The organism is Hymenobacter convexus (assembly GCF_030580955.1).
GTDB lineage: Bacteria > Bacteroidota > Bacteroidia > Cytophagales > Hymenobacteraceae > Hymenobacter.
This window is the reverse complement of the sequence record NZ_JAUQON010000006.1, coordinates 219,443-232,778: the sequence shown is the minus strand read 5'-3', so window position 1 is coordinate 232,778 and position 13,336 is coordinate 219,443. Positions and strand designations below refer to the sequence as shown.

Annotated in this window: 10 protein-coding genes; 6 read left to right on the top strand and 4 right to left on the bottom strand. The window is 62.7% G+C overall.

Annotation, left to right across the window (positions count from 1 at the left end; genetic code table 11):
- The first annotated feature begins 8 nt into the window (after window positions 1-8).
- The 5 genes from Q4S41_RS14680 to Q4S41_RS14660 all read left to right on the top strand — a co-directional run bounded on the left by Q4S41_RS14680 (window position 9) and on the right by Q4S41_RS14660 (window position 8,108).
- Window positions 9-1,076 (top strand): DivIVA domain-containing protein, encoded by a 1,068-nt coding sequence (locus Q4S41_RS14680; protein ID WP_305031875.1) that lies wholly within the window; start codon window positions 9-11, stop codon window positions 1,074-1,076.
- 318 nt (window positions 1,077-1,394) lie between these two features.
- Window positions 1,395-1,763 (top strand): dihydroneopterin aldolase, encoded by a 369-nt coding sequence (gene folB, locus Q4S41_RS14675; RefSeq protein WP_305031874.1) that lies wholly within the window; start codon window positions 1,395-1,397, stop codon window positions 1,761-1,763.
- 292 nt (window positions 1,764-2,055) lie between these two features.
- On the top strand, window positions 2,056-2,481 hold the full coding sequence (locus Q4S41_RS14670; protein WP_305031873.1) for a BlaI/MecI/CopY family transcriptional regulator: 426 nt from the start codon (window positions 2,056-2,058) through the stop codon (window positions 2,479-2,481).
- A complete protein-coding gene (locus Q4S41_RS14665; protein ID WP_305031872.1) occupies window positions 2,468-5,350 on the top strand; it encodes a M56 family metallopeptidase in 2,883 nt (960 codons plus the stop codon). Before Q4S41_RS14670 ends, Q4S41_RS14665 begins: the two co-directional genes overlap by 14 nt.
- Before the next feature lie 160 nt (window positions 5,351-5,510).
- Window positions 5,511-8,108: a DUF5916 domain-containing protein gene (locus Q4S41_RS14660; RefSeq protein ID WP_305031871.1), complete on the top strand. Its 2,598-nt coding sequence runs from the start codon at window positions 5,511-5,513 to the stop codon at window positions 8,106-8,108.
- 94 nt (window positions 8,109-8,202) lie between these two features.
- Here the strand turns inward: Q4S41_RS14660 and Q4S41_RS14655 are convergent, their stop codons facing one another.
- From Q4S41_RS14655 to Q4S41_RS14645, 3 genes are all read right to left on the bottom strand, one after another.
- Window positions 8,203-8,583, bottom strand: coding sequence for a hypothetical protein (locus Q4S41_RS14655; protein WP_305031870.1), 381 nt, complete (start codon window positions 8,581-8,583; stop codon window positions 8,203-8,205).
- Window positions 8,584-8,682: 99 nt separating this feature from the next.
- Window positions 8,683-10,317: a S8 family peptidase gene (locus Q4S41_RS14650; RefSeq protein ID WP_305031869.1), complete on the bottom strand. Its 1,635-nt coding sequence runs from the start codon at window positions 10,315-10,317 to the stop codon at window positions 8,683-8,685.
- A gap of 125 nt (window positions 10,318-10,442) precedes the next feature.
- Window positions 10,443-11,333 (bottom strand): carboxypeptidase-like regulatory domain-containing protein, encoded by an 891-nt coding sequence (locus Q4S41_RS14645; RefSeq protein ID WP_305031868.1) that lies wholly within the window; start codon window positions 11,331-11,333, stop codon window positions 10,443-10,445.
- Window positions 11,334-11,725: 392 nt separating this feature from the next.
- Between Q4S41_RS14645 and Q4S41_RS14640 the strand changes: the two genes are divergently transcribed.
- Complete coding sequence (locus Q4S41_RS14640; RefSeq protein ID WP_305031867.1) at window positions 11,726-12,199, top strand: hypothetical protein; 474 nt, start codon at window positions 11,726-11,728, stop codon at window positions 12,197-12,199.
- Window positions 12,200-12,338: 139 nt separating this feature from the next.
- On the opposite strand, the gene meaB is transcribed toward Q4S41_RS14640, so the two are convergent.
- Window positions 12,339-13,331: a methylmalonyl Co-A mutase-associated GTPase MeaB gene (gene meaB, locus Q4S41_RS14635; RefSeq protein WP_305031866.1), complete on the bottom strand. Its 993-nt coding sequence runs from the start codon at window positions 13,329-13,331 to the stop codon at window positions 12,339-12,341.
- Window positions 13,332-13,336: the final 5 nt, after the last annotated feature.

Here is a 13,336-nt window from a genome sequence, read left to right as displayed (position 1 = left end):
AACTGAAAATGAAAATCACCGCCCTCGACATCCGCCAGAAAACGTTTGAAAAATCCTTTCGTGGGGTTGATAAAGACGAGGTGCAAGCCTTTTTGAACACCGTTTCGCAGCAGTGGGAGCGGATGGGCGACGAAAACCGCGAGCTACGCCTCAAGCTCGAACACGCCCAGCAGGACGTGCAGAAGATGCGCGAGGTGGAAAGCAGCCTCTACCGCACCCTGAAAACGGCCGAAGACACCGGCAATAACATCACCGAGCAGGCCCAGCGCGACGCCGACCTGCGCATCCGCGAAGCCCAGTTTCAGGCCGAAACCATCCTCAACGACGCCCGCCAGCGCGCCCGCGAAGTGGTGGACGGCGCCTACCAGCAGGCCGAAAAGACCGTGGCCGACATGCAGCGCGAGGTATCGGGCCTGGGCCAGGAGTGCCAGCGCCTCGAGCAGCAGCTCGACGGCCTGGTGCGCGACCTGCACCACCTCGCTTCCGATGCCCTCGATAAAGTAGAAAAAGCCCGCAACCGGCCCAAGGGCGGCACAGCGGCCATCCTTTCCCGCGCCGCCCGCGTACACGTGGAGCGGCCGAAAGAACCGGTCGCTGAGTCCACTCCTGAGCCCACTCCCGCCATGCAGGTCACTACTTCTTCCGCCGTTTCGCCCGCCGCTGCCGTGGCCGGCGCTACACCCGTTTCGTTTGTTCCCTCCGCCCTCGGCCGCGCCGAAGAGCAGCTGGAGCGCGCCGCCGAAACCACCGGCTACAACCCCAAGCCCGGCCAGCAGCCCGACCCCGGCGCCCCGGCCCAAAACCCGCACCCCGAGATTGAGCGCCCCGGCGCTCCCGCCGAAAACCCCGGCATCTCGCCCGCGCCCCACATCGACCCGCCCGCTCCTTCGCAGGTGCCCGAGCCCAACCCGCCCTACGTACAGCCCGCCGCCCCCGATATTCAGCCCGTGACGCCTAACCACCCCGAGATTGCGCAGCCTGAACCGGCCATTCACCCCGGCCAGCCCGGTATGGCGGTTAAGACGCCCGAACCAGCCGTGGCCGTGGCGGAAAAGTCGTTTTTTGACGAAATTTAGACCACGGATTTATTGGATTCGACGGATTCATCAGATTGTGCAGTCGAGTTCAGCTGAAAAGCCCGTCCGTGAGGACGGGCTTTCTTTTTTGTGGCTGACCTTTGCGCGGCATTACTGTTGCTGGAGCAATAGTGGGGGTTGCTGCTTTAGCACGGCGTTATAATGTCATACAGAGCGCAGCGAAGCATCTCGCGTGCTGTCACTAACCCCTGACGATTGAGTTATTACCACACACGAGATGCTTCGCTGCGCTCTGCATGACGTTTGTATTCAATTGTTAGTCTCCAACTCGCACCTCATTCTTTACTATCTCACCTCATGGGCCAAATCGCACTCGAAGGCATGGAGTTTTTCGCTTTCCACGGCTACTACGACGAGGAGCAGAAAATCGGCAACAAGTACGGCGTCGACTTATACATCGGCACCAACCTGCTGGCCGCCGGTGCTTCGGATAAGCTGCAGCAAACCGTGAACTATGAGGTATTATACCGGCTCGTGGCCGAAGAAATGCGGGCCCCCGCGCGGCTACTGGAACACGTGGCTCACCGCGTGCTCGACCGCATCATGGCCGAATTGCCGCACGTGCGCAAGGTGAAAATCAACGTGAGCAAGTTTAACCCGCCGCTGGGCGGCATCTGCCACCGCGCCCGCGTGACGCTGGTAAAGCGGCGAAAGCAACTGGAGTAATCCCAGGACGATGTAGAGACGCAACACTTTGCGTCTCTCGTTGAACGACGTTCAGCGGAATCATTACGGGTATTGGGTAGCAGCTGCGCCAGAAACCCTTTGGCATTGCGCGCCTTATTCAGGAATATTTAACTTCCCTGGTAAAAATTATACGCCTTTAAACCAATAGATTAAGAGGCAATTGCTCATTATACGAATTATTTCGTAGCATATTCTTGCAACTACGAATGTGTTCGTACCATCTTTGCCTCATCCTACGAAATAATTCGTAGTAACCTCACGTTTCCACGGCATGAGCAAAGCACCGCCCCCCAAACCTACGGATTCCGAACTGGAAATCCTGCACGTGCTCTGGCAGCACGGGCCCGCCACGGTGCGGGCCATCAACGACCACCTGAGCCAGCGCCGCCAGGCGGAGGTGGGCTACACCACCACGCTCAAGCTGTGCCAGCTGATGCTGGAAAAAGGCTTGGTGCGGCGCGACGACGCCGACCGCAGCCACGTGTACCGGGCCGCAGTGCGCGAGCAGGAAACCCAGGGCCTGCTTCTCGACAAGTTCGTGGACGCCACCTTCGGCGGCTCGGCCCTGAAGCTGGTGATGCAGGCCCTGGGCAGCCGTCAGACCTCGGCCGATGAGCTGGCGCAAATCCGCCGCCTGCTGAATGACATTGAAATCCAGAATTCCACTCCTAACCCCGACGACGATGACCGCGCTTGAGAATTTCGTTTCGCCTGCTCTGACGCGGGCTTTGGGCTGGACGCTGCTGCACTCGCTGTGGCAGGGCGCTCTGGTGGCCGCCGTGCTGGCCGGCGCGCTGCTGTTGCTGCGCCGCCAGCGGGCCGAGGTGCGCTACGTGGCGTCGGCCGGGGCGCTGGGCATAGTGGTGGCGCTGGCCGGCATCACGTTTGGGCTGTATTTCAACTCAGCTGCTGAACAGAATGGGGCGCTAGTGCCCACTGCTTTGAAAGTTTCGCAGCTGCAATTGCGGCAGGCCGAAGCTCCTGCAAAACATGCTACGCCAGCCACTGCCATGACATCGGCAGCGGAGGCGATGGGCTCAAGAACAACGGTAGCCAACGCCGCAATGCCGCTTCCTGCGGCAAGACCGCAGCGGCCAGCTTCGGCCAATTGGCTGGTGGCTGGGCTGCGCTATTTCGACAAGCACATGCCGCTGCTGGTGGTGGGCTGGCTGCTGGGCCTGCTGGCCATGAGCCTGCGCATGCTGGGCGGCCTGCTGTATGTGCAGCGGCTGAAGCGCTACCGGGTGCGGGCCGTGAGCGCGGCCTGGCAGGAGCGGCTGGCGGCGCTGGCGGCCCGCGGCGGCCTGCGCCGGCCGGTGGCGCTGCTGGAATCGGCGCTGGTGCAGGTGCCGCTGGTGGTGGGCCACGTGCGCCCCGTGATTCTGCTGCCGCTGGGCGCGGTGGCGGGGCTGTCGGTGGCGCATCTGGAAGCCATTCTGGCCCACGAGCTGGCCCACGTGCTGCGCCGCGACTACCTCGTGAACCTGCTGCAGACGGTAGCCGAAGCGCTGTTTTTCTACCACCCGGCCGTGTGGTTTATGGCCAACTGCGTGCGCACTGAGCGCGAAAACTGCTGCGATGACACCGCCACGGCCCTGTGCGGCGGCGATGCGCTGCGGCTGGCCCGCGCCCTCACGGCGCTGGCCGAATGGAGCCAGAGCGCCGTGGTGCCCACCGCGCCGCGGCTGGCGCTGGCCGCCATGGGAGGCCGCGGCGCCCTGCTGAACCGCGTGCGCCGCCTGGTGCAGCGCCGGCCGGCCGCGCCCACGCTCGCCGAGGGCTTTATGGCCGGGGCGCTGGTGCTGGGCGGGCTGGGCTTGCTGGGCGGCAGCGTGGCGCTGGCCGGGCCGCTGGCCCAGCCGGCTACTCCCGCCAAACCGGCCGCAATTGACTGGCAAACCGGCCCGGCCACACCCAAAGCCCCCGGGGCGACTGATACCACGAAAACCATCACCAGAACCGCTACCTCGACGACCAGCTCCGTTTCCGATTCGGCTGAGCCCACCGAACGACGTCGCAAATCCATTGCGACCCAAAACGGAGCCGCCCCCGACCAGGACCGGCCGCGCCCCCGGCGCCGCGACCGCCGCGCCGGTGAGCATACCCAAATCATCAGCCCGATGCCTTTTGCTGGCAACCCCGGCACGGTTGTCATCACCAAAGACAAGAAGGGCCGCGTGACCGACCTCGTGGTGAATGGCCAGCGCGTGGAAACCGAAACCGGCAAGGTCAAAATCAAGGTGAAGAAGGACCGCGACGACCTGGGCCAATCGGTGCAGATTATTCAGGTGCCGATGACGCCCGAGGCGCGGGCCTTCGTGTACCGGACCGATACCGACGGGCAGCGGCGGCTGTTTGGGCGCAGCATCCAACGCGGGCAGAGCTTCCAGTACCAACTGCAGGATTTGCAGCCGCTGCGCAACCAGCAGTTCCAAACGCTCGCGCTCAACGGCAACCGGGGCTTTCAGACACTGACGCTCAATGGTAATCGTAATCTCGATTTGGCGCTCAATGGCTCGTTGAACCGCGCCTTGCAACTGCAGCCCAAAGTCGCCTTGAGCCTGCGGCAGGACGGCGGCGGGCAGCGCGAAGCCCTGCGCAGCGCCGAGCGCGCGCTGCAGGAGGCCAGCACGGCCAAAAACCTCAGTGCCGCGCAACGCAAGCGCATCAGCGAAAGCCTGGAAAAAGTACGCGCTCAACTCAAGCAGTCCAGCCAGGTAGCTTCGACGCAGCGCCTGCGCCTCAGCGGAGCTGATGACCAGGACCTGGCGCAGGAACTGCGCGACCGGGAGCAGGAACTGCGCGACCGGGAGCAGGAAATACGCGACCAGCAACAAGCTTTGCTGGACCGTCAGCAGGAAAAGCGCGACCGGGAACAGGAGATTCGCGAGCGCCAGCAGGAAGCGCGGGTACTCCGGGAGGAATTGCGGGAGCGCATCCACGAAGAGAAAGCCGAGCGCGCCGAGCGCGAGCGGGAACGCGCCGACCGCCGCCGTGAGCAGGACGATGCCCTGGTCGACCAGCTGCTGAAAGACGGTCTGATTAAAGACAAGGACAATTTTCAGCTCAAGCTCACGGCCAGCAGCCTCACGGTGAACGGCAAGGTGCAGTCGCAGAAAGTGTTTCAGAAATACCTGAAGCTGTACGAAAGCACGCACCCCGACCGCAAAATGGGCCCCACCGGTTCGATGGTGATAACCCGCAACGGCAGCCAGTCAACTTTCCGCGACGGTGAGGGCCCCCGGCCACCGCGCCCGCCCCGGCCGCCTCGCGCCCCGCAGGCGCCCGGCGCGATGATGGCGCCGCCGGCTCCCATGGCTCCACCGGCGCCCATGTCGCCGCCGCCGCCGCCGCCCGCGCCGCCCCGTGTCGATTCGGAGGATTTGCGGAGCGAATTGCGCAAGGACGGCCTGATTGGGGCCGACGACAAGAGCTTCCAGCTACAGCTCAGCCCCACGGGTATGACGGTGAACGGCAAGGCCCAATCGGCCGAAGCGGCCGTGAAATACCGCAAGCTGCTGGGCCACGAGAAAGGCACTTATAACATGACGATTTCCAACGACTAAGCCGTTGGAAGCTTAAACGCAAAAGCCGGTTTCCTGCGTGGGAATCCGGCTTTTTGCCATCGTAGGAGTGTGCGAAACGGAATTATTCGCTTGAAATAAGCAACTCTTGGGCCAGGCCTGCATCTCTTGGCCTCCCCGAATCAAATAACCGGGACCGTATATGCTTCGTCTTTTACTGTGTTGTTGGTTGGTGTTGTGTGGGGGCGTGGCCCTGGGCCAGGAGAAGCCAGCGCCGGCTGGCGCTTCAGCTACCACGCCCGCGCCCAAGCGGCAGCTGCAGGCCGTGCGCACCAGCACGCCGCCCAAGCTCGACGGCCTGCTTGATGAAGCCGTGTGGCAGTCGGCGCCCATTGCCACAAAGTTTACCGAGCAGGAGCCCACGCCGGGCCGCCCCGAAAAATACCCCACCGAAGTGCGCGTGCTGTACGACGACAACGCCATTTACGTGGGCGCCATCATGCACGACATGTCGCAGGACTCCATTTTGCGCGAGCTGAGTAACCGGGACAATATTGGCAATTCGGACTGGTTTGGGGTGTTTTTTGATACCTACAACGACCATCTGAACGGCTACGAGTTCATCGTGACCTCCGGGGGCGTGCAGGTCGATTTGCGGCAGTCGCCGGCCAATGGCGAGGACGGCTCCTGGAATGCGGTGTGGGACTCGCGCACGGCTTTGCACGGCAACGACTGGGTGGCCGAATTGCGCATTCCCTACTCGGCCATTCGCTTCAGCAAGGCCACGGAGCAGGTGTGGGGGCTGAATTTTGGGCGCCAGCGCCGGGCCAGCCGGCAGAAGTTTTTCTGGAACGAGGTGAAGCCGCAGGTGTCGGGTTTCGTGAACCAGTGGGGCGAGCTGACCGGCCTGCGCGACCTCAAGCCGCCGCTGCGCCTCTCGCTCACGCCCTACGTGAGCACCTACGTCAACCATTACCCCTTCAACGAGCAGGGCAAGAAGAACATGAGCACCAGCTTCAACGGCGGGGCCGACGTGAAGTGGGGCATCAACGAAAGTTTCACGCTGGACGCCACGCTGGTGCCCGATTTCGGCCAGGTGCAGAGCGACAACCAGGTGCTCAACCTTTCGCCCTTCGAGGTGCAGTACAACGAAAACCGGGCGTTTTTCACCGAAGGTACCGAACTGTTCAATAAGGGCAACCTATTCTATTCGAGAAGGGTAGGGGCCACGCCCATTGGCTTTGGCGGCGTGAGCGGGCAGCTGCGCGTGGGCGCGCGGCAGGCCGACGGCACCCGGCAGGCCGGCGAATTCATCGTGCAAAACCCCGGCGTGACACGCCTGTTGAACGCCACCAAAGTATCGGGCCGTACCAGCAAGGGGCTGGGCGTGGGCGTGTTCAACGCCGTCAGCAACGACGTGTACGCCACGGTGCAGGACAGCACCACCGGTGCCCGGCGCGACGTGCTGACCCAGCCGCTGAGCAACTACAACATCGTGGTGCTCGACCAAAGCCTGAAAAATAACTCCTACGTCTCGCTCATCAACACCAACGTGACGCGCGCCGGCGCCACCTACGACGCCAACGTGACCAGTGCCCTCTTCCGCCTCGCCAACAAGAAGAACTCCTACGCCGTGAACGGCGGTGTAGTGTATTCCAACCGCCGCGGCAAGCTGTTTGGCAAGCCCGACGAGGTTTCGGACCGCGACGGCTACAAGTACTATGTGGGCTTCAATAAAATCTCGGGCAATTTCACCTGGGGCATGGACCACGGCATCGAGTCGCACAGCTACAACCCCAACGACCTGGGCCTGCTCTTCGGCAACAACAATATTTCACAGTCGCTCTATGCCAATTACCGCATCTACAAGCCGTTCTGGAAGCTAAACAAGCTGAGTACCTATGCCAGCATCAGCCATTCGCTGCTGGAGCGGCCCACGCTGTACCAGGACATGGGCTTTTACGCGGGCGGCAACACCACCTTCACCAAAAACTTCCTCAGCGTGGGGCTCGATTTCTCGGCCAACCCCGTCACCCGCGACTACTACGACCCGCGCCGCGCGCCGCTGGGCCGCTACTACGTGCGCAAGCCCGCCGGCGCCAGCTTGAGCGGTTTCATCTCGTCCGACTACCGCAAGAAATTCGCCTATGACATCAGCGGCGGCGTCCGGCTTTTCGCGGCCGACGGCGACCGCACCGGCCGTCGCTCCATGTCGCTCACCCTGAGCCCGCGCTACCGCGTGAGCAACCAGCTCAGCTTCGTGTACGCGCTGAGCATGGAGCGCAACCAGAACCAGATTGGCTACGCCGGCGGCCTCGACGGCAGCCTGCCCTACGACAACGGTTTCCTCACCACTTTCGGCGGCGACGGGGCCGACGTGCTGCTGGGCCGCCGCAACGTAACTACTTTCACCAACACGGCCACCGGCACCTACACCTTCACCAACCGCATGTCGTTCAACATCCGGCTGCGCCACTACGTGAGCAACGTGCACTACCGTGACTTCTCGCGCCTGCACCCCGACGGGCTCGAAACGCCCGAGCCCACCTACGCCCGCAACCGCGACAACACCTTCAACGCCTTCAACATTGACGCCGTGTACTCGTGGTGGTTTGCGCCGGGCTCGCAGGTCAGCATCGTCTGGAAAAACGCCAGCGCCTCCTTCTTCGAGGCCAACGCCGCCACCCCGCTCTACTTCGACAACCTGAACAACACCATCAACACGCCGCACAACAACAACGTGTCCATCAAGGTGCTGTATTATCTGGACTACTTGGCCCTGCGGCCCCGGCGGGGGTAGGAATGTAGCGTGGACTCTGCGAGTCCGCACCTGAGCGAACGATTCAGGCGCGGACTTTCACAGAAAGTATTTGAAACCAGATGTGTTTAAGTTGTCAATTCAACTTTCTGATTGACAGTTGGTCACCATAATCGATGGTGTGCGCGATGGTTATCCCGTTTCCAAGGTGAAAAGTCAAATTCCCCTCTTCGCCTTCGGTTAAATCAACTATCGTTTGTCCTTTGAAAGTAAGTGCTTCGGGTAAATCCCAATTCTCATTTGTTAACTCAATTAGCGTATCGGCGGCCTTCCATTCAAAAAGAGAGTCATAGTCAAAAACCCATTGGCTTTTGTCGTCCAATTCCATGATTGTTGAAAAAAAATAGGCCGGGCGAATCCCCGGCCTATAGTCATAGGGTCCATCCTGCTTGGTGAAAAACAAATTCGTGAGGGTTTTGCCTTTCACCAATCTGCGATATTTTTCAGCATCGTTCATTAAATAGTATGGGTTATTGATTACCATAAGGTGCGAGACAGTATCGCGCGCCTTCCTTACTAACCGACCAAGCGCGGACTCGCAGAGTCCACGCTACAGTTACTTCTTCGCCGTCAGTTGGTCGGCCAGCTTTACGGCTTCGTAGAGGTTGGCGATGCCGCCCGATTTGGAGAGCGTGGCGAAATCGACCATTTCCTTGGTGCCGGGCTTGAGGACCTGCGTGTGGTAAGGCGTGGCCGACTGCTCGATAATCTGCTTGAGCTGCACGGCCGTGAGCTGCGGGAAGTACGACTTGAGCACTGCCGCCATGCCGGCCACCACCGGCGCCGCCATGCTCGTGCCGCTGAGTGGGGCGTAGGTGTTGCCCGTGGTGGACGAGTAGATGTCGACGCCGGGTGCGAAGACGTCCACCGTCTGCTTGCCGTAGTTAGAGAAAGGGGCGGCCAGGGCCGAGGTGTTGAGGCGGCTGCTGGCGCCTACCGTGATTTCGTTCGGGATGAACTTGCCGTTGAGGTAGCGGGCCGAGGGGTAGTTGTTTTCCTTGTCGGTGTTGAGGCTGCTGTTGCCGGCGGCGTGCACCAGCAGCACGTTCTTTTTGGCGGCGTACTGCATGGCGTCGTCCACCACGCCCTTTTCCGGCGAAAAGTCTTTGCCAAAGCTCATGCTGATAATTTGGGCGCCGTTGTCCACGGCGTAGCGGATGGCGTTGGCCACGTCCTTGTCGCGCTCGTCGCCGCTGGGCGTGGAGCGCACGCCCATGATGCGCACCATGTCGCCGGCCACGCCGTCGGCGCCCAGCCCGTTGCCGCGCACGCCCCCGATAATGCCCGCGCAGTGGGTGCCGTGGGTGGCGTCGGGCCCTTGAATGTCGGCGTTGCCGTAGTGGCTTTCGCGCAGGTCGGCGAGGTTGTCGCCCACAATGGCGCGCGGGTTGTAATCGGGGTTGAGGCTCATTTCGACCCGGTCGTGCGAGCGTTTGATGGCGGCATTCAGCGCTTTCACCGCGTCCTCGTCGCTGGCGAAGCCGGCCCGGCGCATGAAGGCGTACACCGGGCCGGCTTCGGCCACGGCGGGCTGCCGGGTGGCGGCCTGGTGCATCAGGGCCGAATCGAGGCGCGTCACGCCCAGGGTTTGCTTCAGCCGCTCGAAGGTGGCCGTGTTGCTGGCCAGGGCGTCGGTGTAGCGGGCCAGCCGGGCTTCTTCGGCTTTTTTGTCTTTCTCATAAGCCGCCTTGGCTAGCTCGTACACGTCGAACTTAGCCCGGTCGGCCTTGGAGAGCTGCTGGCGGGTTTTGCCCTCGAACTGCCCGCGGTACTGGGCATAGATGCGGGTTTGCTCCAGGGTTTCGACGGCGATGTTGCGGCCGTCAGGGCCACCCAGGAAGCTCCAGCCGCGCACGTCGTCCACGTAGCCGTTCTTGTCGTCGTCGAGGCCGTTGCCGGCCATCTCTTTCGCGTTGCGCCACAAAATAGGCTTCAAATCAACGTGCGCTGTGTCAATGCCCGAGTCGATGACGGCCACCAGCACCGGCGTGGGCACGCGGCTGCCCAGCAGCTCGCGGTAAGCCTTGTCGGCGCTGATGCCGGGCACGCCGTCGGCCTGCAGGTCGAGGTGCTGCCAGCGGCGCACCTGCTCAGCCGTTGGGGCCGTTTGGGCGCGGCCGCTGTAGGCACTGATGGAAAGCAGGCCCAGCAGGGCCAGACGCGAAAACGGCAAACGGGCAGCAAACGACATAAGCGGTGGGAAAATGCAAGGAAGAAATGAAAACCCAAGCCGGGAGGAATGGGGCAACGAAGCTATTTAAAAAGAAGCAAAGGCGCCACCGGTGGCATTTCGCCGCGCCGGGTCCGGGTGGCGGGTTAGTCTTTCACCGTCGTGTAAAGGGCCAGGGCCGGCCGCAGGCCCAGCAGCGGCACGTTGCTTTTGAAAGTCGGCTTAATCCAGGCGGCCTGGCTGGTGCGCCGCATGTAGAGCTGCAGGCCGCCCGCCTTCAGCGCGCCCCCGAAGCCGATGCGCTTGGTGAAATCAGCTTCGGGCGCGCCTTGGGGCGCTTTCACCCACTCCAGCGCCAGCAGAAAGTCCTGGTCGAGCACCACCCGGTTGGCGCCCAGGTCCACGCTCAGCACGCCGGCCTGCGGCTGGGCCGTCACGAAAACGTCGTGGGCCATTAGCTTTTCAGTGGTGGGCACGCCCTTGGCGTCGAGCCGGTATAGGTTGAGGCGGAAGGTGAGCGGGCCGGCCTCGTTTTTCACCACGGCCACGTGCAGGCTTTGCACCAGCGCCGGGTGCCGGTCGAGGTGCACAATGGTTCCGATTTCGGTGCCCAGCTCGTTGGACATCATGTGAAAGTTCAGGTGAGAACTGGGCTTATCCAGCCCCACCGTGTGCGTGCGGCGGTAAGCCCCGGCGGCCGTCACGCTCACTTCGTTGAGGGCCACCTCTTCCGGCACGAGGCGGATGGCGGGGGCGGCCAGCAAAGCCGCAAACGGCACGAGTTGCGCCCGGAAACCGACGCTGGAAATCCGCACCGTGTCGGTGGCGTACGCGGCGTTGTAGGCCAGGCGGTAGTGGCCCTGTTCGTCGCTCACGGTGCCCAGGCCCCGGCGGGGCAGGCCAATGTTCACGAACGGCACGCCCTGCTGGGTGGCCTCGCTGGTAACGGTACCGCTGAAGGTTTGGGCCAGAATGCGGCCGGGTAACAGGCAAAAAGCAGCCGGCAAAAAGGTTAGCAACAGGGAGCGAAGGACCAAGACAGGCGAATAGAGAAGGTGAGCCGGTAAAAAACGAAGGTAGCAAAACCGCACCACCAGTCGCGGCCAGCCCCGGCTTGCTGTCCAATAGTAGTGTTCGCCTTGTTAAAAATGGCTTTTTCAGGCCTGAAATCTACCTTTTCAAATTGGTGTAGCCCGGAGTGTTCGGATTTGAACACCTGCCCGACAGTGAACAGAATTATACAGCGTGATTTGGTTGTTATGTTAATTAAAGTACTGATTTTGAAAGAGATAAAAAGTTGGCACAGGAATAGAATTCTACCACATGACCCTGGGCCGCTACCGCTCAAAACCGGACACGAGCGGCGCGCTGGCGCCGGCCTTGCCAGGGACGACCATTCATCCAACAAACCCCTTTTTTCTGCAAAACCATGAAAACTACCTTCCACTTCCGCCTGGCCCAACTTGCCACTCCAGTTTCAGCCGCTGCCCAAGGCGCTCGCGCATTCGCCATCGGCGCCCTGGTCCTGCTGGGGGCCGCCGTAACTCAGCCGGCACAAGCCCAAACGTTGGCCACCGAGCCCGTGCAGGTGACCCAGCCCGACGCCGAAAGCCTGCGCGTCCGCATCAGCAACCCCGCTCAGCAAAAGGCCAGCATGCAGGTCATTGACCTCAACACCAACCAGACGCTGCTCAACGAAACCTACCGCACGCCGGCCTACGGCACCCGGCTCAAGTTCAACGGCTTGCCGACGGGCCGCTATGTGGTGCAGTGCCGGGTGGGCGCCAGCCGCTACCGCTACACTGTAGACGTGGATGCCAGGCAGGTCGGCAGCACCAGCATCGCCGTGCGCGAAACCGCCACGCGCCGCGTGGAAAGCGGGCTGGCGACGGCGGCGCTGTAGGGGTTTAGTAAGCGCCGTCCGCCGGTCATGCTGAGCGCAGTCGAAGCATCTCTGCCGCAATAGTAAATCCTTGTCGATTGGATTAGTGCTGCGGTAGAGATGCTTCGACTGCGCTCAGCATGACCAGTTATGAACCGGCCTATTCTCCCGCCGTCAGGTCCAGCAGCTCCGTGGCCGCTGCGAAGGGCGTAACCCTTCCGGCGGCCACGGCTTGTTGGAGGGCGGGCAGGCGCTGGCGCACGGCGGCATCGGCGTAAAAGCGCGTTTCCAGCTCCTGGGCAATGCTTTGGTGCAGCCATTGGAGCTGTTGCTGCTGGCGGCGCTGCTCGAAATAACCGCTTTGCCGGGTGGCCGCGGCGTAGGCTTCGATGGCCTGCCACACCTCGGCCAGGCCCGTGCCGCTCACGGCCGAGGTGAGCAACACCGGCGGCACCTGCCCCGACGGCGCGGCCGGAAACAGGTGCAGGGCGCTCTGGTAATCGACTTTGGCGCGGCGGGCGGCCTGCTCGTTGCCGTGGTCGGCTTTGGTGATGCACAGGGCGTCGGCCATTTCCATGATGCCGCGCTTCATGCCCTGCAGCTCGTCGCCGGCGCCGGCCAGCAGCAGCAGCAGAAAGAAATCGACCATGCCGTGCACAGTGGTTTCGGACTGGCCCACGCCCACGGTTTCGACGAAAATGACGTCGTGGCCGGCGGCTTCGCACAGCAGCACGGCCTCGCGGGTGGCGCGGGCCACGCCGCCGAGGCTGCTGCCGGCGGGGGAGGGGCGGATGAAGGCGGCCTCGTGCGCGGCCAGCCAGGGCATGCGGGTTTTATCGCCCAGAATGCTGCCGCCGCCGCGCTGGCTGCTGGGGTCCACGGCCAGCACGGCCAGCCGGTGGCCCTTGGTTTCGACCAAAAAGCGGCCCAAAGCTTCAATAAACGTGCTTTTGCCCACGCCCGGCACGCCCGTGATGCCCACGCGCAGGCTGCGGCCGGTGTGGGGCAGCACGGCCTGGAGCACCTGCTGGGCCAGGGCCTGGTCGGAGGGCAAGGTGCTTTCGACCAGCGTGATGGCCCGGCCCAGCACCGTGCGGGACCCGGCCCGGATGCCGGCAGCGTATTCGGCGACGGAAAGACGTTTGGGAGGCAAAATAT

Excerpts from the sequence above, each read along its gene's own strand:
- Q4S41_RS14665 (WP_305031872.1), top strand. The coding sequence starts at position 2,468 with ATGACCGCGCTTGAGAATTTCGTTTCGCCTGCTCTGACGCGGGCTTTG.
- Q4S41_RS14670 (WP_305031873.1), top strand. The coding sequence starts at position 2,056 with ATGAGCAAAGCACCGCCCCCCAAACCTACGGATTCCGAACTGGAAATC.
- Q4S41_RS14655 (WP_305031870.1), bottom strand. The coding sequence starts at position 8,583 with ATGAACGATGCTGAAAAATATCGCAGATTGGTGAAAGGCAAAACCCTC.
- Q4S41_RS14640 (WP_305031867.1), top strand. The coding sequence starts at position 11,726 with ATGAAAACTACCTTCCACTTCCGCCTGGCCCAACTTGCCACTCCAGTT.
- Q4S41_RS14660 (WP_305031871.1), top strand. The coding sequence starts at position 5,511 with ATGCTTCGTCTTTTACTGTGTTGTTGGTTGGTGTTGTGTGGGGGCGTG.
- folB (WP_305031874.1), top strand. The coding sequence starts at position 1,395 with ATGGGCCAAATCGCACTCGAAGGCATGGAGTTTTTCGCTTTCCACGGC.
- Q4S41_RS14680 (WP_305031875.1), top strand. The coding sequence starts at position 9 with ATGAAAATCACCGCCCTCGACATCCGCCAGAAAACGTTTGAAAAATCC.
- Q4S41_RS14650 (WP_305031869.1), bottom strand. The coding sequence starts at position 10,317 with ATGTCGTTTGCTGCCCGTTTGCCGTTTTCGCGTCTGGCCCTGCTGGGC.